The organism is Comamonas sp. SY3 (assembly GCF_041730275.1).
Lineage (GTDB): Bacteria > Pseudomonadota > Gammaproteobacteria > Burkholderiales > Burkholderiaceae_C > Comamonas > Comamonas sediminis.
Genome location: NZ_JBGTYN010000004.1, coordinates 211,959 through 233,049, shown reverse-complemented (window position 1 = coordinate 233,049; position 21,091 = coordinate 211,959). Strand labels below are relative to the sequence as shown.

At 66.3% G+C, this 21,091-nt stretch carries 21 protein-coding genes; 9 read left to right on the top strand and 12 right to left on the bottom strand.

Annotation, left to right across the window (positions count from 1 at the left end; all coding sequences use genetic code 11):
• Positions 1–8: 8 nt before the first annotated feature.
• The 3 genes from ACCQ08_RS07655 to ACCQ08_RS07645 all read right to left on the bottom strand — a co-directional run bounded on the left by ACCQ08_RS07655 (position 9) and on the right by ACCQ08_RS07645 (position 2,796).
• Positions 9–485: a heme-binding protein gene (locus ACCQ08_RS07655; protein ID WP_133857535.1), complete on the bottom strand. Its 477-nt coding sequence runs from the start codon at positions 483–485 to the stop codon at positions 9–11.
• A 24-nt stretch (positions 486–509) separates the two neighbouring features.
• Positions 510–1,967: an aldehyde dehydrogenase family protein gene (locus ACCQ08_RS07650; protein WP_312414013.1), complete on the bottom strand. Its 1,458-nt coding sequence runs from the start codon at positions 1,965–1,967 to the stop codon at positions 510–512.
• Between the two features lie 91 nt (positions 1,968–2,058).
• Positions 2,059–2,796, bottom strand: coding sequence for a TenA family transcriptional regulator (locus tag ACCQ08_RS07645; RefSeq protein ID WP_230773500.1), 738 nt, complete (start codon positions 2,794–2,796; stop codon positions 2,059–2,061).
• A gap of 300 nt (positions 2,797–3,096) precedes the next feature.
• On the opposite strand from ACCQ08_RS07645, the gene ACCQ08_RS07640 reads away from it, so the two are divergent.
• The 5 genes from ACCQ08_RS07640 to ACCQ08_RS07620 are packed head-to-tail and all read left to right on the top strand — an operon-like array spanning position 3,097 to position 5,777.
• A complete protein-coding gene (locus tag ACCQ08_RS07640) occupies positions 3,097–3,453 on the top strand; it encodes a 2Fe-2S iron-sulfur cluster-binding protein (RefSeq protein ID WP_239810211.1) in 357 nt (118 codons plus the stop codon).
• Positions 3,454–3,462: 9 nt separating this feature from the next.
• Positions 3,463–3,780 (top strand): ferredoxin, encoded by a 318-nt coding sequence (locus ACCQ08_RS07635; RefSeq protein WP_373449377.1) that lies wholly within the window; start codon positions 3,463–3,465, stop codon positions 3,778–3,780.
• Positions 3,781–3,789: 9 nt separating this feature from the next.
• On the top strand, positions 3,790–4,080 hold the full coding sequence (locus ACCQ08_RS07630) for a 2Fe-2S iron-sulfur cluster binding domain-containing protein (RefSeq protein ID WP_313335872.1): 291 nt from the start codon (positions 3,790–3,792) through the stop codon (positions 4,078–4,080).
• On the top strand, positions 4,077–4,823 hold the full coding sequence (locus tag ACCQ08_RS07625; RefSeq protein ID WP_312414032.1) for a sulfite exporter TauE/SafE family protein: 747 nt from the start codon (positions 4,077–4,079) through the stop codon (positions 4,821–4,823). The genes ACCQ08_RS07630 and ACCQ08_RS07625 overlap by 4 nt, the downstream gene beginning before the upstream one ends.
• Before the next feature lie 27 nt (positions 4,824–4,850).
• Positions 4,851–5,777 carry an ornithine cyclodeaminase family protein gene (locus tag ACCQ08_RS07620; protein WP_373449376.1) on the top strand — a complete coding sequence of 309 codons (927 nt, stop codon included), beginning with the start codon at positions 4,851–4,853 and terminating at the stop codon, positions 5,775–5,777.
• A gap of 9 nt (positions 5,778–5,786) precedes the next feature.
• Here ACCQ08_RS07620 and ACCQ08_RS07615 read toward each other — a convergent pair whose 3' ends face one another.
• Both ACCQ08_RS07615 and ACCQ08_RS07610 read right to left on the bottom strand, forming a co-directional pair.
• Positions 5,787–6,440, bottom strand: coding sequence for a GntR family transcriptional regulator (locus tag ACCQ08_RS07615; RefSeq protein WP_239810207.1), 654 nt, complete (start codon positions 6,438–6,440; stop codon positions 5,787–5,789).
• Positions 6,441–6,578: 138 nt separating this feature from the next.
• Positions 6,579–6,809 (bottom strand): hypothetical protein, encoded by a 231-nt coding sequence (locus ACCQ08_RS07610; RefSeq protein WP_373449375.1) that lies wholly within the window; start codon positions 6,807–6,809, stop codon positions 6,579–6,581.
• Positions 6,810–7,155: 346 nt separating this feature from the next.
• On the opposite strand from ACCQ08_RS07610, the gene ACCQ08_RS07605 reads away from it, so the two are divergent.
• Together ACCQ08_RS07605 and ACCQ08_RS07600 are read left to right on the top strand one after the other, a co-directional pair.
• The gene (locus ACCQ08_RS07605; protein ID WP_369460671.1) at positions 7,156–8,694 is read left to right on the top strand and encodes a hypothetical protein; all 1,539 of its coding nucleotides are present in this window, start codon (positions 7,156–7,158) and stop codon (positions 8,692–8,694) included.
• 1 nt (position 8,695) lies between these two features.
• Complete coding sequence (locus ACCQ08_RS07600) at positions 8,696–10,177, top strand: gamma-glutamyltransferase family protein (protein WP_369460670.1); 1,482 nt, start codon at positions 8,696–8,698, stop codon at positions 10,175–10,177.
• A 6-nt stretch (positions 10,178–10,183) separates the two neighbouring features.
• Here ACCQ08_RS07600 and glcF read toward each other — a convergent pair whose 3' ends face one another.
• From glcF to ACCQ08_RS07580, 4 genes are all read right to left on the bottom strand, one after another.
• Positions 10,184–11,449 carry a glycolate oxidase subunit GlcF gene (gene glcF / locus ACCQ08_RS07595; protein WP_373449374.1) on the bottom strand — a complete coding sequence of 422 codons (1,266 nt, stop codon included), beginning with the start codon at positions 11,447–11,449 and terminating at the stop codon, positions 10,184–10,186.
• Between the two features lie 33 nt (positions 11,450–11,482).
• Positions 11,483–12,622: a glycolate oxidase subunit GlcE gene (gene glcE, locus ACCQ08_RS07590; protein ID WP_373449373.1), complete on the bottom strand. Its 1,140-nt coding sequence runs from the start codon at positions 12,620–12,622 to the stop codon at positions 11,483–11,485.
• 82 nt (positions 12,623–12,704) lie between these two features.
• The gene (locus ACCQ08_RS07585) at positions 12,705–13,652 is read right to left on the bottom strand and encodes an SMP-30/gluconolactonase/LRE family protein (RefSeq protein WP_369460668.1); all 948 of its coding nucleotides are present in this window, start codon (positions 13,650–13,652) and stop codon (positions 12,705–12,707) included.
• Positions 13,653–13,727: 75 nt separating this feature from the next.
• Positions 13,728–14,189: an Lrp/AsnC family transcriptional regulator gene (locus ACCQ08_RS07580; protein ID WP_166656524.1), complete on the bottom strand. Its 462-nt coding sequence runs from the start codon at positions 14,187–14,189 to the stop codon at positions 13,728–13,730.
• Between the two features lie 100 nt (positions 14,190–14,289).
• On the opposite strand from ACCQ08_RS07580, the gene ACCQ08_RS07575 reads away from it, so the two are divergent.
• Positions 14,290–16,542: an aminotransferase class V-fold PLP-dependent enzyme gene (locus ACCQ08_RS07575; protein WP_373449372.1), complete on the top strand. Its 2,253-nt coding sequence runs from the start codon at positions 14,290–14,292 to the stop codon at positions 16,540–16,542.
• Positions 16,543–16,653: 111 nt separating this feature from the next.
• On the opposite strand, the gene ACCQ08_RS07570 is transcribed toward ACCQ08_RS07575, so the two are convergent.
• The 3 genes from ACCQ08_RS07570 to ACCQ08_RS07560 form a co-directional block, all read right to left on the bottom strand.
• Positions 16,654–17,961: an ammonium transporter gene (locus ACCQ08_RS07570; RefSeq protein ID WP_312462266.1), complete on the bottom strand. Its 1,308-nt coding sequence runs from the start codon at positions 17,959–17,961 to the stop codon at positions 16,654–16,656.
• A gap of 66 nt (positions 17,962–18,027) precedes the next feature.
• Positions 18,028–18,366 carry a P-II family nitrogen regulator gene (gene glnK / locus ACCQ08_RS07565; RefSeq protein WP_027010591.1) on the bottom strand — a complete coding sequence of 113 codons (339 nt, stop codon included), beginning with the start codon at positions 18,364–18,366 and terminating at the stop codon, positions 18,028–18,030.
• A 43-nt stretch (positions 18,367–18,409) separates the two neighbouring features.
• Positions 18,410–19,141 carry a TorF family putative porin gene (locus ACCQ08_RS07560; protein ID WP_239812814.1) on the bottom strand — a complete coding sequence of 244 codons (732 nt, stop codon included), beginning with the start codon at positions 19,139–19,141 and terminating at the stop codon, positions 18,410–18,412.
• 327 nt (positions 19,142–19,468) lie between these two features.
• Here ACCQ08_RS07560 and ACCQ08_RS07555 point away from each other — a divergent pair, with 327 nt between their 5' ends.
• The gene (locus tag ACCQ08_RS07555) at positions 19,469–21,013 is read left to right on the top strand and encodes a YifB family Mg chelatase-like AAA ATPase (RefSeq protein WP_373449371.1); all 1,545 of its coding nucleotides are present in this window, start codon (positions 19,469–19,471) and stop codon (positions 21,011–21,013) included.
• Positions 21,014–21,091 lie beyond the last annotated feature (78 nt).

Here is a 21,091-nt window from a genome sequence, read left to right as displayed (position 1 = left end):
CCTGGCGCTTATTTCTTGATGTCGGCCTGTACCAGCACATCGGCTGCGGCGCCCAGGTGGTCTTTCAAGGCTTGCAAGGCGGCCACGCCACAGGCGGTGTCCTGCTCGCCATTGCCGCCCGACAGGCCCACGCCGCCAATCACCTCGCCATTGACGACGATGGGGTAGCCGCCGACGAAGACGGCAAACTTGCCTTCGAAGCTCCACTGGATGCCAAAGGCCTCGTTGCCCGGCAGCGCCGGCCCATTGGGCAAGGTATTGAACAGGTGCGTGGAGCGCTTGTGCCCCGCTGCGGTGAAGGCCTTGTTCCAGGCGATCTGCGGGCCGGTGACACGGGCACCATCCATGCGTTCGAGCACCAGCGGAAAGCCGCCCTCGTCGGTGATGCAGACCGTCTCGGTCACGCCGATTTCCTTGGCTTTGGCCAGCGCGGCCAGGGACATCACACGGGCTTCCGCCAGTTCCAGTTTCAGTGCGCTTTTCATCGTGTTTCCTCTTGCTGTCAGGTATCAGATACCGCGGTAGACGGTCTTGATCTGGGTAAAGAATTCCAGGCCGGCGCGGCCCGATTCGCGGAAGGTGGAGGTGCTGGAGTTCTTCAGCCCGCCAAAGGGGGCGTTGACCAGGTTGCCAGTGGTCGTGCGGTTGATCTTGACGGTGCCCGCCTGGATCTCGTTGGTGAACACATGCATGTAGCGCGGGTTCATCGTGACGATGCTGGCCGACAGCCCGTATTGGGAGTCGTTGGCCTGGCGCAGCGCGTCGTCAAAATCGGCCACTTCGATGATCGCCAGCACCGGTCCGAAGATCTCTTCCTGCGCAATGCGCATGCTGTTTTTCACATCGGTGAACACCGCTGGCGACAGGTAGTAGCCATGGTCGAACTCGCCACCGGTCAGCCGCTCGCCGCCGCACAGCCAGCGCGCCTCGCTCTTGCCGATGTCGATGTAGCGCTGCACGGTCTGCAGCTGCTTTTCGGTGGCCAGCGGGCCCAGGTCCATGCCCGGAGCCATGCCGTTGCCGATCTTGAGCTGGGCCACGCGCGTCAGCAGCTTGTCGGTAAAGGCCGCCTTCACGCTGGGCACCACCAGGATGCGGCTGGTGCCGGTGCAGGCCTGGCCGGTCAGCGAGAAACCGCCCTTGATCGCCAGGTCCACCGCCAGGTTGAGGTCGGCGTCCTCCATCACGATCAGCGGGTTCTTGCCGCCCAGCTCCATCTGCAGCCGGGTCGAGAGGTGCACGGTGCGGTGGATCTGGGTGCCGGCCGTCGTCGAGCCGGTGAACGAAATCGCGCGGATGGCCTGCGAATTGGTGATCACCGGCCCCACCTCGCCCGCGCGGCCGGTGACGCAGTTGACCACGCCTGCGGGCACGCCCGCCTTCTCCAGCGCCTCGACCAGGCGCAGCCCCGACAGCGGCGCATCCGACGAGGGCTTGAACACCACCGTGTTGCCGGTGATCAGCGCAGGCGCCAGCTTGCGCGCCGGGATGGAGGCGGGAAAGTTCCAGGGCGAGATCACCGTCACCACGCCCAGCGGCTCGCGGTGGCTGAACACATGCATATTGGCATCGTCCTGCGGGTAGGTCTCGCCGCCCAGGGTCTGGCCTTCGGTGGCATAGAAACGAAAGGTCTGCGCGCTGCGCAGAAACTCGTCGCGCGCCTGGCTCAGCTGCTTGCCCTCCTCGCGGGTCAGCTCCTGCGCAAACTGCTCCACGTTCTGCTCCAGATAACTGGCCGCGTCGTTGAGGATCTTGGCGCGCTTGCCAATGGGCAGCTTGCGCCAGCCATCAAAGGCTTTTTGCGCCGCCTGCACGGCCGCCTCGGCATCGGCCGGGCCTGACGCCTGAAAACGCCCCACCACATCACGGGTATCGGCGGGGTTGAGGTTGTCAAAGGTGCTGCCGAGCAGACAAGGCACCCAGGCGCCGTCGATATAGTTCAGAAACGTTTGCACGGTGTCAGCCATGGTGGAGAGGGTCTTGGAGAGGTGGAGGTCAGTCACAGCGGCGGCCGCCAGCGGCCCGCCGCTGCGCGGGGCAAGTGGGGGTCGGCAACGCTCAGGCAGCCAGCAGCTCTTCCTGCGAGATCTGCAGGTCCTTGGCGACGTAGTCGTGGTAGAGCGCCGTCGTGTAGAGCAGGCGCATCTGGGCACCGATCTCGCAGATGCGCAGGCACTTGGCTTGCAGCTCGGGCGTGTTGGCATGCTCCAGCACAATCTGGTAGCCGCGCTCGCCATGGATTTCGTCAGAGACGATGTGCAGGTCAAAGAACTCGACCTCTTCATCGGTAAAGCCGTACTTGTCACGCAGGGTGGGCGTCTGCTTGCGGTAGATCGATGGCACCTGCGACTCCAGGCCCACGACCAGACCGGCCACCGCGACCACCGGGTCTTCGCGCATCGCAATCGAATAGCACCAGGCCTGCAGGCCACGCGTGGTGGGCGACATGTTGTTGGGGTCCACCACGCGCTCACGCGTCGTGCCGCAGGCCTCGGCAAAGCGGATCAGCAGATCGGTATGGCGGTCGCCACCAATCTCTTCCTCATACATATTGGCCAGCAGGAAGTCCTTGGCCTCCGTCATATGGTCCGGCGTGCGGGCATACAGATAGGCCAGGTAGTCGGCAAACGGGCCCACATAGTGGTAGTGGTTCTCGGCCCAGCGCGCCAGGTGCTCACGGCTCAGGCGGCCGGTTGCCCAGGCCACGCTGAAAGGGGCCTTGTTGGCGCTTTTGCCCTTGATCGCATTCTCAAGCGCAGCGCGGAATTCGTCGCGGTTCATCAGTGTTTGGGTCATGGCGGGTTCCTCTGAAATGTTGGGGTGTCGCCAAGTCAAACCGATCCAAGCGACGGAGTTAGAATACTGTATACAGAAAACATGGTCAATGTTTTCGCACCCAACTCGCCCCTAGTGCTTACCCCTATCGCTGGTGAATTTCAAAGTCTTTGATCGCCACCTAACAGTCACAAGCCATTGATATTCATTCATCCGCAAGTGCCAGAGCCAAGCCAAAATTCCCCCTGCATCACGTTATCCCTAATACATCCACAACATTCGTTTGTATACAGTATACGTAATTGCAATGCGGAGGATGCCATGCCCCAGATCACCTTTCACAAGAACGGCCAGACCTTCCACGGCGAGGTCAAGAGCGGCGCCAACCTGGTCGTACGCGCGGGGATCAAGCAGTTCCCCTTCCCCCACCTGGCCTACCAATGCGGCATGGGCAAGTGCGCCACCTGCGCCTGCAAGGTGCTGGCCGGGGCCGAGCACCTGCCGGCACCGAACTGGAAGGAAAAGAAGCAGCTGGGCGCCCACCTGGACGAAGGCTTTCGCCTGGTCTGCCAGCTCTGGCCGGAGCACGACTTGGAGCTGGCGCAAGTACCGCTGCCGGCCGCCCCTGCCAGCAACACCCATCCCGCAGGCACAGCGCCCGCCACCCCTGCTGCCTGAGGAATGCCCATGTTTGTGATCTTGACCAGCAAGCCCGGCCAGTACCGCACACAAGCCAATGCCGACATTGCGCTGTGCGAAGCCTGGGATTACCACTTCTGCGGCCGCCTGCTGGCCCGCTTTGCGGTGGGCGAGTTGCTGCGCGAAACCAAGGTGCAGGTGATCGAGGATGGCCCCGGCGGCACCACCAACCTGGTTCCTTCCAAGTTTCTGGAGCGCTTTGACTCGCTGGAGCAAGCCCGCCAGGAGCTGCAGCACCTGTGCCAGTTCGGCGCGCTCGATGCCACGCTGACCGCAGCCCCCCTCACCTCTGCGCCCGCCGCCTGATTGCCCCGTATGCCCACCATCACCTTTGTCAGCAACGACAACAAGACCGTCGAAGCCCCGGAAAACAGCAACCTGCTGCGCGTGTCGCTGCGCGAGAAAGGCGGCATCCCCTTCAAATGCGGCGGTGGCCTGTGCGGCACCTGCAAATGCCGCATTGACGAAGGCCTGGCCCACACCGATGCGATCAAGGCCAAGGAACGCAAGCATTTCAGCGATGAAGAGTTTGCGCAGGGGCACCGCCTGGCCTGCCAGACCTTTGTCAACGGCGACATCAAGGTCAGCTGGGGGCCCCGCCCATGAGCGCATGGACGGCGATGGCCGAGCAGCTCTCCTGGGGCCGCTACCTGGCCATGGGGCTGATGGTGCTCGCCGGTGCCGCCATGCAGGGCGTCGGCGGCCTGGGCTATGCGATGTTCTGCGCGCCGCTGGCGGCGATCTTCTTCCCCGAGCTGGTGCCCGGCCCGCTGCTGGCCGTGGGCGCGCCGCTGGCCTTGCTGGCTTACCTGCGTGAGCGCGATGCCCTCAACCGCCAGGTCGCTGCCGCCACCTTGGTGGGCCGGGTCATCGGCACCTTTGCGGCCGCCGGGCTGCTGGTGCTGTTCAGTGCCCATGCGCTGTCGGTTCTGTTTGCGGTGCTGATTCTGGCCGCCGTCAGCCTCAGCACCCTGGGCTGGCGCGTGCAGCCCAGCACCACCAACCTGTCGATTGCCGGTGTGGCCAGCGGCATCATGGGCACCATCACCGCCGCGGGCGGACCGCCGTTTGCGATTGCGATGCAGCACCTGGCGCCGGCAACAATGCGCTCTACCCTGGGCGTGGTCTTTTTTGCCGGCACCATCGTCTCGCTCACAGCGCTTGCCTGGGTGGGCCGCATGGGCAGCGGCCAATGGCTGCTCAGCCTGGTGCTGCTGCCCTGGATGCTGGGCGGCTTTCTGGCCTCCAACCGCCTGGCCCGCCATGTCTCCAAGGCCACCATCCGCCGCTGGCTGCTGGGCACCGCCGCCGTCAGCGCCTGCATCATCCTGCTGCGCGTCTGGCTCTGATTTCCACCCTCACCCACCCCACACACCATGCTGCACATCACCGATGCCATGGTGGACACCCTGGTGTCCACCGACCAAGCCCTGCAGGCCATGCACCGCGCCTTTGCCGCCTTTGGCGCGGGCGAGGCAGCGATGCAGGCGCGCGAGCGCACCGATGCCGGGGGCGTCAAGCTCTCCACGCTGGGGGCCGTCATCCCCGCACAAGGGGTGACTGGCGCCAAGGTCTACACCACCATTGCCGGCCAGTTCAACTTTGTCATCCTGCTGTTCTCGACCGAGACCGGCGCGCCGCTGGCCACCCTCGATGCCAATGCCATCACGCGGCTGCGCACCGCCGCCACCACGGTGCTGGTGGCCCAGCATCTGGCGCCTGCCAATGCGCGCCATCTGTTCCTGTGCGGCGCCGGCGTGCAAGGCCTGGCCCATGCGCAGCAGATGGTGCAGCACTTCGGGCTGCAGCGCATCGATGTGTTCGACCCCTATGCGCCCAGCGGCCTGGAGGCACGTTTGGCGCAGCTGACCGGTCTGCCCGAGACGCAGATCCGCCGCGTGGCGCACACCCAGGGCGTCGGCGAGGCCGACATCATCGTCACCGCCTCGCGCGCCAAGGAGCCGCTGTTCAACGGGGAACATGTCGCCCCCCATGCACTGGTCGCTGCGATTGGCTCCAGCCTGCCCCACACCCGCGAGCTCGACGATGCCTTGCTGGCGCGTGCGCAGCTGATTGCCGTGGAATGGAAAAAACAGGCGACCAGCGAAGCGGGCGACCTGGTGCTGGCGGACCCGGGCTTGTCGCTGGCGGGCAAGCTGGTGGAGCTGGGCGATATCGTCAGCGGCCGCTATGCCGTCAGCGCGCAGCCGGGCATCCGGCTGTACAAGGCCGTGGGCGTGGGTTTGGAAGATATTGCGCTGGCGGGTGTGGCTTACCAGAACTACCTGGCCAGCCAATCGTAAACGCGGAACTCAGGGCTCGATGCCGGCCGCGTTGTAGATATGGCGCGCGGCCAGCAGGCCGGCCAGCTCCGGATCGCCTTTGATCACCGCGCGCAGAATGGCCGCATGCTCTTCCCAGTTCTGGGGCGCACGCGCCTGGCTGCGGGGCGCAAACAGCACTTCGGTGCGGTCACGCAGGGACAGCATCACCTCTTGCAGCACCGAGTTGGCGGCGATCTTGCCCAGCGCCAGGTGGAACTTCTGGTTCAGCACGGCCAGCACATCGGCATCGCCCGAATGGGCGTTCTTGGTGCCCTCGGCCAGCAAGGCCTCCAGCGCGGCAATCTGCTCGGGGTCATGGCGCTTGGCGGCCAGGCGCGCATTGAGCGCCTCCAAGGTGGCGCGCACCTCGACCAGCTCGCGCAGCAGGTCGCCATGGAACTTGGCCACCGAGGCACCACGCCGGGGCTCGATGATCACCAGGCCACTGGCAGCCAGCTGGCGCAGTGCCTCGCGCACAGGCATGCGCGAGACCGAAAACTCCTCGGACAGACGCTCCTCCACCAGCCGCTCCCCCGAGGCGAGTTCGCCAGACATGATCTTCTCGCGCAAGGCCTCCACCAGCTGCTGGGTCAGCGGCGAGTGGTTCAGTGCAGGTTTTTTGTCTCCGTTGGCAATGGGCATGAAAGTCGGTCCGTTCGGTACGTTGCAAGCCCCGGGTTGCGGCATCGGCTGCCATGCTCCCCCAGGGTCGCACCCAGTTTACATGCCCGGCAAGGGTTTGCAGCGCCTTCGCCGTGCCTTGTATACAGAAATCGGCGTTCAGCGCTGCGCGCGGCGGATCTCCGCCAGCGAGCGCGTGTCCTGCATCGCCTGCGCCCAGAGACGGCCTGGCTCCAGCTCAGCGAGGCGCTTGGCCTGCCAGCACACAAAGGCATTTTCGATGGCCGAGAGCCAGCCCAGTGACGCGGGCAACAAGGCCTGGCGGGGCTCGCGCAGGTTCAGCAGATCGGCTTGCTGGGCAGCAATGGCTTGGGAAGCAGTGTTCTTCATCGGATAGCTCCTGGATGACCTAGTAATTACCCTAGTGTATCCAGTGTACAAATCCATGTCCTTGATCTGGGTTCATAACCATGCGCTATCCAAGCCTTTGATACGGCTTGCAAATACAGGCAAAAACAGCATTCCCCCAGCGCTGTGAACCTTGTCCCTCCAAAGCCATCACCTCGAATTCCTTCAGAGGATTTTCTTTTTTGTATACGAAAACTAACTTATTGGCTATTTAATCCGGGTTTATCGCATGCTGCGACGCAATATTTCTGGTATTCCCTGATGATTTTTTGATTCATTGTATTTAGTATACAAATTGGCTGTATCAACATACCAAGGAGTAGCCACGATGGATCCGTCAGTCTCTATAGGCCCTGCGCACTGGGCCTACCTCGCCGGGGTGCTGGTCATCATCTTGACCATGGCCTTCCGTGCCAATGTGGTGGTGCCATCGATACTGGCCACCGTCGTCGTGGCCCTCGCCTGGAGCGGCAGCTTCATCACCGGCATTGGAAGCATATTCAGTGCCAGCATGGTGGCCGCCAAGGAGTTGTTCAACATCTTTCTGATCATTGCGCTGATGACGGCCTTGCTCAATGCGCTCAAGGACCTGGGCTCGGACATCCGCATGGTCAAGCCCTTTCGCGCGGTGATGAAAAACGGCCATATGGCCTATTTCATCCTGGCGCTGGTCACCTACCTGATCTCGCTGTTCTTCTGGCCCACGCCCGCAGTGCCACTGGTGGCGGCCGTGCTGCTGCCGGCAGCGATTGCAGCGGGCCTGCCGCCCATCGCAGGGGCGATGGCCATTGCGATTGCCGGTCAGGGCATGGCGCTGTCGTCGGACTATGTGATTGGCGTGGCACCAGGCATCAGCGCCAAGGCCGCCGGCGGCATCAGCGCTGTGGCGGTGGCCGACAAGGCACTGCTGCTGTCCTGGGTGGTCGGCATGATTGCGCTGTTCCTGTCGTACTTCAAGGTGCGCAAGCTCATCGTGCCCAGTGACAACGCACTGCTGGAGCGCTGGGAACTCAACCCCGCCGGCATCAGCGCGCAGATCGAAGGCGCTGGCGCCTTTGACAAGGCCGAGATTGCCAAGGGCACGGCCCACGAAAACGACCTGGGCACCAACTCCGAGCTGGAAGCGGAGCTGCGCAAGACCCAACCGCTGGCCTCGGCCTCCAGGCTGTTTGCCGTGGTCACGCCATTGGCCTTTCTGGTGGTGATTCTGGTGATGGTGGCGCCCAAGTTCACCACCAGCGTGCCCGAGCTCAAGGGCGGCGACGCGGCCATGCTGATCGGCGGCGTGGCTGCGCTGCTGATGATCTGGGCCACCACGGCGGCGCGCGGCTTTCGCAAGATGCTCGACGGCGCGGCGGACCACATCACCGATGGCTTTGTCTTCGCGTTCAAGGCCATGGGCGCGGTGCTGCCCATTGCCGGCTTCTTCTTCATCGGCTCGCATGAGACCGCCGGTCCCATCCTGGGCATTGCCGCCGGCCAGCCGGTGCCCGATCTGCTGTTCGAGCTGGTCAAGGCCAGCCAGCACCTGATTCCCGACAGCCAGCTGCTGGTGTCCTTTGGTGTGCTGCTGATGGGCATGATCACCGGCATTGACGGTTCGGGCTTTGCCGGCCTGCCGCTGACCGGCACCTTGTCCGGCGCGCTGGGCCCGGCCTCCGGCATGGATGTGTCGGCGCTGGCTGCCCTGGGCCAGATGGGCGCGGTATGGACCGGCGGTGGCACCCTGATTGCGTGGTCCTCGCTGATCGCGGTGGCAGGCTTTGCGCGGGTGAATGTGCTGGAGCTGGCCCGCGCGCTGCTGATTCCGGTGGTGCTGGGTCTGATGGCAGCCGTGTTCACCGCTGTCGCTCTCTGGGGCGCTTGAGATGGCGCAGCTGCACCGCCAGGACGCGCCAGGCGCAGCAGGCGTACTGGGCCGGGGCGCGATGGTGGCCACCGGCCACCCGCTGGCTGCGGCGGCCGCGCAGGCCCAGCTGCAGCAAGGCGGCTCGGCCGTCGATGCCGCGATTGCTGCCGATGCGGTGCTGGGCGTCGTCGAGCCGATGGCTACCGGTGTGGGCGGCGACCTGCTGGCGATGCTGGTGCCACCGGGCCAGGCCCCACTGGCCTACAACGGCACCGGGCGTGCGCCGCAGGCTTTGACAGCCGATCTGGTCGAGGCCCTGCCCCAACGCCGCATCCCGGAGCGCCACCCGCTGTCGGTCACCACGCCCGGCGTGGTGCAAGGCTGGTGGGACCTGCACCAGCGCTTTGGCCAACGCCCGTGGGCGCAGCTGTTCGATGCGGCCGTGCAGGCCGCCAGCCAGGGCTTTGCGGTGGCCCCGGTCGCTGCACGTGAATGGGCGCTGTTCCAACCGGTGATAGCCCGCGATGCAGCCAGCGCCGCGCTGTACCGCGCCGATGCGCCGCCCCGCGCAGGCGAGCGCTTTGACAACCCGGCCCTCGCCCGCTTGCTGCAGGCGGTGGCTGCGCAGGGGCCGCAGGCCTTCTATGCCGGCGCCATTCCCGCTGCCTGCGCCGCTGCGGTGCAGGCAGCCGGCGGCGTGTTGGCCGCGGCAGATTTCAGCGCCCACCAGGGCAACTTCTGCACGCCGGTGAGCACCTCGTTTCGCGGCGCCACCATCTACGAATGCCCGCCCAACACCCATGGCGTGGCCGTGCTCCATGCTCTGGCCGCCATGCAGGACCAGGCCATCGATATGGCCAGCGCGGCCACCCAGGTCGCGCTGGTGCAGGCAATGGAGGCAGCGATGGCCCATGCCCAGCAGACCGTGGCCGACCCGGCCGGCAATACCGTCTGCACCACCGTGGTGGATGGCGACGGCCTGGCCATCAGCCTGATGAGCAGCGTGTTCAAGCGCTTTGGCTCGGGCATTGGTGTGGCCGAGGGCGGCTTTGTGCTGCAGAACCGGGGCCATGGTTTTTCGCAGCCCGGCCATATCAACGGACCGGCGCCGGGCAAACGCCCCTACCACACGGTGGTGCCTGGCGCTGCCACGCGCGATGGCCAATTCCTCGGCGTGTTTGGCGTGGTGGGCGGCGCGATGCAACCCCAAGGCCAGGTGCAGCTGCTGTGCCGCATGCTGGCCGGCGGCGAGGCGCCGCAGCCCGCGTTGAACCAGCCGCGCTGGCGCCTGGAAGGCGGCCGCGTGCTGGCGGTGGAGGCAGGCATGCCGCCTGCGATCACCGCTGCGCTGCGGGCCCAGGGCTACCGCGAGCCGAGTGGCGAAGGCGAGCTGGGCGGGCGCAGCGACTTTGGTGGCGCGCAGTGCATCTGGCGCCTGGCCGATGGCCAGCTCTGCGGCGCATCCGACCACCGCAAGGACGGCCTGGCGCTGGCCGTCTAAGGCGCTTCAGCGCGGCGCCTTGGCGGGCGCCAGCGCGTCGTCGATCACCTCGATCCAGTGGCGCACCGGCACATCGGTGCCCGACTGCAGATGCGAGATGCAGCCGATATTGGCCGACAGGATCGCGGCGGGCGGTGCATCGCTGCAGGCCTGGTTCAGGGTGCCGATCTTGCGGTCGCGCAGCTGGTGCGCAATCTCGGGCTGCAGCAGCGAATAGGTGCCGGCCGAGCCGCAGCACAGGTGCGATTCCACCCGCGAGACGCGGATGTCAAAACCCAGGCGGCGCAGGCTGGTCTCCACCCCGCCGCGCAGCTTCTGGCCATGCTGCAAGGTGCAGGGCGGGTGGTAGGCCAATGGGGCCTCGGGCAGGTTCAGCTGGCCCTGCAGGCGCTGCTCCAGCTCGGGCAGCATATCGGGCAGCAGCTCGCACAAATCACGCGCCAGCGCAGCAATCGCAGCGGCCCGCGCCGCATAGGCCGGGTCATGGCGCAGCAGATGGCCGTAGTCCTTCACCATCACGCCACAGCCCGAGGCCGTGGTCACAATGGCCTCGACCTGTTGGCTCTCTACATGGGGCCACCAGGCATCGATATTGGCTCTCGCCTGCGCCAGCGCGCCCTGCGGGTCGCTCAGGTGCTGCTGCACCGCACCGCAGCAGGCGGCGGCTGGCGTCACCAAGGTCTGGATGCCCACGGCATCGAGCACCCGCGCAGCGGCCGCATTGATATTGGGCAGCATCACCGGCTGCACACAGCCGGCCAGCATCAGCACCTTGCGCGCATGGCTGCGTGTGGGCCACTTGCCGGCACGCGGTACGCGCGCCAGCTTGGCCTTGAGCGCCGCCGGCAGCACCGGGCGGGCCAGCCGCCCAAGCACCAGCGCCGGTCCAAAGGCCTTGGACACCATGCCCTTGCGCAGCGCCCAGCGCTGCAGGCGCTCGGCCGCCGGGCGCTCCACCTTCTGGTCGACGATGTGGCGGCCAATGTCGAGCAGCTTGCCGTACTGCACGCCGCTGGGGCAGGTCGATTCGCAGTTGCGGCAGGTCAGGCAGCGGTCCAGGTGGGTCTGGGTCTTGCGGGTGGGCTCCTGCCCTTCGAGCACCTGCTTGATCAGGTAGATGCGGCCGCGCGGGCCGTCGAGCTCATCGCCCAGCAGCTGGTAGGTGGGGCAGGTGGCGGTGCAAAAGCCGCAATGCACGCACTTGCGCAGAATGGCCTCGGCCTCCTGGCCTTCGGGGGTGTCTTTGAATTCGGGGGCTAATTGGGTTTGCATGGTGCAGGGGTGCCTCGATTAGCTGAGCTCAGCTTAGCTCAACGCCCAGTCGCCCAGGCGGCCGGGATTGAAGATGCCATGGGGGTCGAACGCCTGCTTGAGCCGCTGCTGCACCTGGCGCAGCGCGGGCGAGGCGGGCGTGAAACCAAAATCATCGGATGCGGCCAGGCCCACCTGGGGGCCGGGCCGGAAACACACGGCGCTGCCGCCCACACTGGCGGCCAGCGCCTGCAAGGCCTGGGCATGCTGCATGGGGGCCTGCACCCAGCGCAGTGCGCCGCCCCATTCCATCAGCGGCTGCAGGCCTGCTTCGGTGCAGGGCAGCACCGGCGTGGTGGCCGGCAGCGACAGGCGCCACAGCGCATGGCTCGGGTCCATGTCGCTGAACCAGGGCAGTTGCTGCTCGCGGCAGGCCAGCCAGGCGGCATCGGCCTGGCCGTGGTCCAGCATCGTGCCACCCATGCCATCCAGGGCCGACTGCACCGCCGCGACCGCACCGCGCAGCCGCACCAGCAGATGGCCTTGCTCGCCCTCGCCGGATTGCTGCCACAGGCTGGCATTGATGGGCAGCGGCTTGGCGCGCCAGGCCGAGAGTTTGTCCAGCGCCTGCTGCGCTGTGCATTCGTAGTACAGCGTGGCCTGCGCGCGCTGCATCGGCAGCACCTTGAGGCTGATGTCGGTCAGCAGGCCCAGGGTGCCCCAGGCACCGGCCATCAGCCGCGACACGTCATAGCCCGCGACGTTCTTCATCACCTGGCCGCCAAAGCGCAGCAGCTCGCCCTGCCCATTGATCAGCTCCAGGCCCAGGATGTAGTCACGCACGGCGCCGACTGCTGCCCGCGAGGGGCCGGACAGGCCCGCCGCCACCATGCCGCCGACCGTGGCGCCGGGGCCAAAATGCGGCGGGTCAAAAGCCAGGCACTGGCCGCATTCGGCCAAGGCCTGCTCCAGCGCCGCCAGCGGCGTGCCGGACCGCACGGTCACGACCAGCTCACTGGGCTCGTAGCTGATGATGCCGCTGTAGCTGCGGGTATCGAACACCTCGCCGCCCAGGCGTGCACCATAAAAATCCTTGCTGCCACCGCCCCGGATGCGCAGCGGCGTCTTGTGGGCATGGGCGGATCGAACGCGCTCCTGCCAGTCGAGCACGGTGGGGGGAAGAGAGGCAGCCACAGCTTGGTCCATGGCGCCATGGTAGCGACAGTTGCGCCCGGCGTACGGCGCTCAAGTTAGATGGGGGACTTTGCGCAGGTTCTCAGAACCCATGCCCGATTTCCCGCCAGGGCTGGGTCGGCAGGCCGGCTACGCCGACGCGCATCGCGAACACGCAGCCTGACAGCGGCAGCTGGGCCAGCTCGTCGCGGCTGCGGCCGTGGCGGGCGGAGGTGACGTACAGGGTGCGGCCATCGCTGCCGCCAAAGCAGGGCATCGTGGGGCACAGCGCCGGGGTGTAGTGGTTGGCGAGGATGCGGCCCTGCGGGGATATCTGCAGCACGCGTCCGCCCTCATACATCGCGCACCAGTAGTTGCCTTCGACGTCGACAGCGGCGCCATCGGGCCGGCCGCCGTAGCCGGGCTCGCCCGGTGTCCAGCCCTCGGGCTTGCTGTCAAAACGGATGAAGACCTCGCCCTCGCCTTGCGGATAGCCGCTCACGTCGCAGGCAAATTTCTTGACCGTGTGGCTGGGGGTATCGGCCCAGTACATCGTGCGGCGGTCGGGCGACCAGGCCAGGCCATTGGCGTTGGAGACGCCATCGAGCACCTTGCGCACCGTCGTGGTGCCTGTCAGGCCATCGATGCAGTAGAGCGCTGCTACCGGCTCGCGCGGGCCGCTGGCCGGCTCGTGGATGGTGCCCACCCAGAAGCGGCCCTGGGCATCACAGCGGCCATCGTTGCCGCGCTCGGTGGCGGGGTCGATCGGCAGGCGCGCGATGTCGTGCAAGGTACCGCCCCAGTGGGTGGCGCGGCAGATGCGGTCGCGCAGCACGACGATCCAGCCGTCCAGCGCGCCGCCGCTGCGGGCCGGTGCCATGCAGCCGGGCTCGGCAGGCATGTCCCAGCGGTCCATATAGCCCGATCCGGGCATCGTGCGCCACAGCTGCTTGCCAGCCACATCAACGCCATAGAGAACACCACCGCTGGCTTGCCAGAAAGGAGACTCCCCCAACGCAAAGGGCTGGCTGACCACGGTATGCCAGATCATGGCGTTCCTTTAAAAATGAATTGCATGGAAAACCCTAAGCATTATCTGTGCCACCTGGCTTGCCGAGAAACTGGCTTATGGAATATAGGACAGCGGCAACGCGGTGGTGAACTTCAGCTCCTCCATCGCAAAGCTGGACGACACATCCAGCAACTGGGTATCGGCAATCAGGCGCTTGTAGACCTTGTCGTAGGCGGCGATATCGGGCACCACCACGCGCAGCAGGTAGTCCACCTCACCGCTCATGCGGTAGAACTCCACCACCTCGGCAATAGCGGCCACCGCAGCGCGAAAGCGCTCAAACCATTCCTGGCTGTGCGTGCTGGTGCGCACCGCGACAAACACGGTCACGCCCACATTGACCTTGTCGCGGTCCACCAGTGCCACCTGGCGCTTGATGACCCCGGCCTCCTTGAGCCGCTGGATACGGCGCCAGCAGGGAGTGGCCGACAGCCCGACCTGGGCTGCCAGTTCGGCGACCTGGGTCTCCGCATCGGCCTGCAGCAACTCCAGCAGTTTGCGGTCAATGGAATCCAGTTTCATTTTTTAAGAGATTTTTAGAATAAGAATCTAATATTATCCAATACCTGGCGAATTTTGCGGCTGTATTCCCTGGCCCGGCCTCGACAATGTGGGCATGGAAATCTACCTCGACGCCAACGCCACCACCCCCGTCCTTCCCCAGGCCCGCGCCGCTGCCCTGGCGGTCATGGCCGATGTCTATGGCAACCCCAGCAGCATCCATGGCAGCGGCCTCAAGGCCCGTGCGCTGCTCGACGAGGCGCGCGCTGCCGCACGCCAGGTGCTGGAGGTGCCCAGCGGCCAGCTGCTGTTCACCAGCGGCGCGACCGAGGGCATCCAGACGGCCGTGCTGTCCGCGCTGAGCGCGCTGCGCCAGCGCCGCGAGTCGGGCGACAGCAGCCCCATGCAGCTGCTCTACGGCGCGACCGAACACAAGGCCGTGCCCGAGGCCCTCAAGCACTGGAATGCCGTGCTCGGCCTGCACCTGCCGGTCACCGCCATCCCCGTGGGCATCGATGGCCGCCATGACCTGGCCTGGCTGCGCACGCAGGCCCCCTCGGCCGGCCTGGTGTGCACGATGGCCGCGAACAACGAAACCGGCGTGGTCAGCGACCTCGATGGCATTGCCGATGCGCTGCGCGGCAGCCCGGCGCTGTGGCTGGTCGACGGCGTGCAGGCGCTGGGCAAGCTGGCGCTCCAACCGGTGGAGCGCGGCATCGACTACGCACCGTTTTCCGGCCACAAGCTCTATGCGCTCAAGGGCGTAGGCATGCTCTATGTGCGCGAGGGCGCGCCCTTTACGCCGCTGCTGGCCGGCGGTGGCCAGGAAGGCGCGCTGCGCGCCGGTACCGAAAACATGGCTGGCATTGCCGCGCTCGGCGCGGTGCTGCGCGCGCTGCAGGACGGCAGCAGCTTTGCCAACGCCGCCACGATGGCCGCCCACCGCAGCCAGCTGGAAGCGGCGCTGCGCGATGCCTTTGCCGGTCTGGTGTTCAACGCCCCGCCCGCGCTGTGCCTGCCCACCACGTTGAACTTCTCCGTGCCGGGCCTCAGCGCCAAACTGCTGCTCGATCTGTTTGATGCCGCCGGCCTGCGGGTCAGCGGTGGCTCCGCCTGCAGCGCCAGCAAGGCTCAGCCCAGCTATGTGCTCGAAGCCATGGGCCTGCCCGCCTGGCAGACGGCCGCTGCGGTGCGCATGTCCTTTGGCGCTGCCGATTCGGCCGAGATGATCGCCGAGGCCTGCCAGCGCATCCGCGCCTGCGGCGCCGCACTGCGCGCCAACTGCCTGGTGGAAGCGCCTGAAGACACCGCCCACGGCACTGCCCCGCTGCTGACGCGCTTTGTCGTCGATGGCGCCTGCTGCTACCTGCTGGCCGATGCCACCAGCCAGCGCTGCGTGGTGGTCGATCCGCTGCCCGAGCTGGTTGGGCGTCTGGCGCAATGGCTGCGCTGCCGGGGCTTCACGCTGGCCGCCGTGCTGGACACCCACAGCCATGGCGACCATGCCTCATCGGCGGCCGAGCTGCGCGCGGCCGTGCCCGCTGCGCTGCAGGCCGCTGGCGCGGTAGATGCGCTGGGCTGGCCCCAAGGCGCCACGCAGATCGACCTGGGCGCCTACCGCCTGAGCCGGCTGGCGCTGCCCGGCCACACGGCCGACTCCACCGCCTATCTGCTGCATGAAGGCACGCAGCTGCAGCTGGCGCTGGTCGGCGATACCGTGCTGCCTGGCGCGCTGGGCCGCAGCGATTTTGCGCAGAGCGCGCCGCTCGCCTATGCGGACAGCCTGCGCCTGCTGGCGGAGACCGTGGGCCCGCAGACCCTGCTGCTGCCCGGCCATGACTACGACCACCGCTTTGCCTGCACCCTGGCCGTCGAGGCTGCTGCCCAGCCGCTGCTGGCCGGCGTGCTGCAGGGCCAGCTGGATGCCGCCGCCTTTGCCGCTGCCAAGGCTGCACTGGAGCAGGACCTGGCCCCCACCGCCTACCAAACCATGGCCTGCGGCGCCCGCGTGGAGGCCGCCACGCCTGCCGTGTGTGTGGAGCTGCCGGTGGCCCGTGCCCAGGCACTGCAGCAGGCCGGCAGCGCCGCGCTGCTGGTGGATGTGCGCGAGCCCTATGAGCAGCAACTGGGCCAGGCGCCGGGCATGGACGAGGGCGCCAGCAGCCAGGCCGTGCCGCTGTCCGGCCTGCTCAATGCACTGCCGCAGTGGCTGGCCTTGCCGGCCGATACCCCCGTGGTGTTTTACTGCCGCAGCGGCAACCGCAGTGCCCAGGCGGCCCATGCATTGCGCCGGCTGGGCCACCACCAGGCCTTCAGCGTCGCCGGTGGCCTGGCGCTGTGGCCAGAGCGCGCCCCGGCATCGGTCTAAGCCGTGTTTCAGGAGCAGATCGTAGACAGGTTCTGAGCGCCAGCACGGCGCACAAAAAAAGGCCGGCCGGGTTGTACACCCGTCCGGCCCCCCAAGGAGTATCCGCAAGAATCAACGTCCGTAGGCCGCTTCGCCGTGGGAGGTGATGTCCAGGCCTTCGCGTTCGGCTTCTTCCGTCACCCGCAGGCCACCGGTCAGCAGACCTGCCACCTTGTACGAGATCCACGCTGCCACCGCAGACCACACGATGGTGATCAGCACGCCCTTGGTCTGCACCCAGATCTGGTGGGCCATGTTGTAGCCTTCCGGCTCGACGCCACCCAGGCTGGAGGCGCAGAACACACCGGTCAGGATGGCACCCAGGATACCGCCCACGCCGTGCACACCGAAGACGTCGCAGGTGTCATCGACCTTGAGCAGGCGCTTGAGGCCGGACACACCCCACAGGCACAGCGCACCGGCGAGCAGACCCATCACGATGGCACCCATGGGGCCGACAAAACCGGCTGCCGGGGTGATGACCACCAGGCCACCGACGGCACCCGAAGCGGCACCCAGCATCGAAGGCTTGCCCTTGTGCAGGGTTTCGCAGACCAACCAGCTCACGCAAGCTGCGCCGGTGGCCACGATGGTATTGATGAAGGCCAGACCGGCAATACCGTTGGCAGCACCTGCCGAGCCGGCGTTGAAGCCGAACCAGCCCACCCACAGCAGCGATGCGCCCACCATGGTCAGAGTCAGGTTGTGGGGCGCCAGCGCTTCGCGGCCAAAGCCCAGGCGCTTGCCCAGCACATAGGAGCCCACCAGACCGGCCACACCGGCGTTGATGTGCACGACGGTGCCGCCGGCAAAGTCCAGTGCGCCATCCTTGCCCAGCAGACCACCGCCCCAGACCATGTGGGCAATCGGCAGGTAGCTCAACGTGAACCACAGCACCGCAAAGATCATCACGGCAGCAAACTTGATGCGCTCGGCAAAGGCACCGACGATCAGCGCCACGGTGATGGCGGCGAACGTGGCCTGGAACGAGACGAACACATACTCAGGCACAGTGGCCATCGCACCAGAGAGCGTATCCGGGGTGATGCCCATCAGGAACACCTTGCCGAAGTCGCCAAAGAAGTTGCCTTCGCCGGAGAAGGTCAGCGAGTAGCCGTAGATGGTCCACAGCACGGTGATCAGCGAAAAGATCGTGAACACCTGGGCCAGCACCGACAGCATGTTCTTGCTGCGCACCAGACCGCCGTAGAACAGCGCCAGACCCGGGATGACCATCAGGATCACCAGCATGGTCGAGGTCATGATCCAGGCGGTATCGCCCGCGCTCAGAACGGGAGCTGCCGCATCAGCCGCAGCCGCGTTGCCCGCAGTGGCCACTGCCACCGCCGCCAGCCCTGCCAAGGAAAGTAGTCGTCTCATGTTGTTCACACCTTCAAGATAAATTGGCTTGTAGCGCGCGCCTTGCCAGCGCGGAGCGCCTTTTTTTTAGATTGCGTTCGGGCCGGTTTCGCCGGTACGGATACGCACCACCTGCTCCAGCGGGGAGACAAAGATCTTGCCGTCGCCGATCTTGCCGGTGCGCGCGGCGTTCTCGATGGCCTCGATCACCCGGTCCACCAGGTCCTCGGCCACCGCGATCTCCAGCTTCACCTTGGGCAGGAAATCCACCACGTACTCGGCGCCTCGGTACAGCTCGGTATGGCCCTTCTGACGTCCAAAGCCCTTGACCTCGCTCACCGTGATGCCTTGCACCCCAATATCGGACAGCGCCTCACGCACTTCATCGAGCTTGAAGGGCTTGATCACCGCCACTACCAGTTTCATGTTCATAGGTTCTCCTGTCGTCACTTATTGCAGCGGCGCTGCATCAAAAAGCCTTGGTCAGCGACACGATCGCACGACCCTTGTTCACAAAGCCGAAGGCGCCTGTCTTGTTGGCACCCACCCAGGCGGCACTCAGCGAGAAACCGTCACCCAGGTCATAGGCACCGCCCACGCTGTAGTCCAGGTAGTTGGGCACGCCCAGGTCCTTGATGTCGCTGGAAAAGCGGGTGTAGCCCACGGCCAGCTTCAACGTGGTTTTGGGCGCCACTTCCTGCGCAAACGCCACATTCAGGTAGCCGGTGTTGCGGCCCTTGTACGTGCTGTCGTACTTGGTGCCGGCCCAGCCAAAGTAATCCTTCGATACGGTGTGCGAGTACTTCACGGTCACCGGGCCGTAGGTGCCCGAGCCGTACAGTTCGGTGGTGTTGCCCAGCGTGTTGCCGGGATAGACATAGGTCAGCAGACCCAGGTCCCAATCCACATCGGCGGCCTTGAACTTGTAGCCACCGTAGAAATCCATCTCCACCTTGTTGTTGTCGAGCCAGTCGACGGTGGAGTTCCAGTTACCCACATAAAAGCCGCTGTCGCCAAAGGCGTAGTCGACCCCTCCCTGGAGTGCGGGCTTGACCCACTTGGCACTAGAGGACTTCTGGTCCTGACCGCGGAACTTGTAGTTCGTGGTCACGCTCACGTTGGCGGTCAGCTGCGCGCTCGCCACCACCGGCAGCGCCAGGAACGCTGCACCCGCCACCACCATCCAGCCTCTGTTGCTCATCGCCATTGCCACACTCCTTGTTGATGAATTCGACCCATCCGTTGGTGGCAAGCACAATGCACAGAGCGTGCCAAACCTGGCACCACCCCGCGCGTTGTGCGCACCAGACAAGCGCCGCCCGCTATGTTTTTTTGCAAATGCTTACGTTCTCAGCCGCCACCGGGCTGTGCGGGGCAAACGGCGCAGGCTGGGTGCCAGCGGCGCTGCCGCTGCGGGCTGGCGCCCCTTGTCCCGAAAACCGACTTTTGCGATGCTGGCTGCAGCCGTGCCTCCAAGAGGTGCTTCGCAATGCACCAAAACGGTGCACAACCACAAGGAAGCCAGCCCATGAGTCTCGCCGTGGTGCACAGCCGGGCCCTGGTCGGGCTCACCGGCCACCCCGTCAGCGTCGAAGTCCATCTGGCCAATGGCCTGCCCAGCTTCACCCTGGTCGGCCTGGCCGATCTGGAAGTGAAAGAGGCTCGCGAGCGCGTGCGCTCGGCGCTGCAGAACAGCGGACTGGAGTTCCCGCACAACAAGCGCATCACCGTCAACCTGGCCCCGGCCGACCTGCCCAAGGAATCGGGCCGCTACGACCTGGCCATCGCGGTCGGCATTCTGGCGGCCAGCGGCGCCATCGATGCAGACCGGCTCCAGCACTACGAGTTTGCCGGCGAGCTGTCGCTGTCCGGCGCACTGCGGCCCGTGCGCGGCGCGCTGGCCGCGAGCATGGATCTGCACCAGCGCGGCCAGCATGTGCGCCAGGTGCTGCCCCCGGGCAGTGCAGAAGATGCGGCGCTGGTGCCCGATGCCGAGGTCTACCGCGCCAGCCACCTGATGGACGTGGTGCAGCACTTTGCGCCGCAGGCCGCCAGCGCCGAGCCCGATGCAGCCCCCAGCCAGTGGCAGCGCATGCCCGCCCAGAGCCGGCCGCCCGAGGCGCCCGGCGCCGATATGGCCGACGTCAAAGGCCAGACCGCCAGCAAGCGGGTGCTGGAGATCGCCGCCTGCGGCGGCCACAACCTGCTGATGCTGGGCGCACCGGGCGCCGGCAAATCGATGCTGGCCCAGCGCTTTGCCGGCCTGCTGCCTGCGCTGAGCGTGGCCGAGGCCCTGGAGAACGCCGCCGTGCACAGCCTGGTCGGCGCCTTTGATGCCCGCAGCTGGGGCCAGCGCACCACCATGGCGCCCCACCACACCGCCAGCGCCGTGGCCCTGGTGGGCGGCGGCAGCCCGCCCCGGCCCGGTGCGATATCGCTGGCCTATTGCGGCGTGCTGTTTTTGGACGAATTGCCAGAATTTCCGCGCAGCGCGCTGGAAGCGCTGCGCGAGCCGCTGGAGACCGGCCAGATCAGCATTGCCCGCGCCGCGCAGCAGGCCACCTTCCCCGCCCGCTTTCAGCTGATCGCCGCGATGAACCCCTGCCCCTGCGGTTTTCGGGGCTCGCGCCAGCGCGCCTGCCGCTGCTCGCCCGACCAGGTCAGCCGCTACCAGGCCCGCATCAGCGGCCCCCTGCTCGACCGCATCGACCTGCACCTGGAAGTCAGCCCCCTGCCGGCCGATGAACTGCTCACCGCCCCGGCCGGCGAATCGACCGCCGCCATCCGCGAGCGGGTGACCGCCGCCCGCGCCCGCTCACTGCAGCGCCAGGGCATGCACAACCAGCAGCTGCAAGGCCAGGCGCTCGATGCCCACTGCCAGGCCGAGCCCGCCGCGCTGCAACTGCTGCAAACCGCCGCCGCCCAGCTGGCCTGGTCTGCACGCGGCATCCACCGCAGCCTGCGCGTGGCCCGCTCGATTGCCGACCTGGCGCAGTCGGAGACCATCAGCCCGGCCCATGTGGCCGAGGCGGTGCAGTACCGGCGGGCATTGTTGGGTACGAGCGGCATGTAGGCAGCGCATGCCCATGCTCATCCCCGCCCTTATGCAAAAAACGCGTTTGCTAAGTCAGAAAAATTAGTTCCTCCCGCA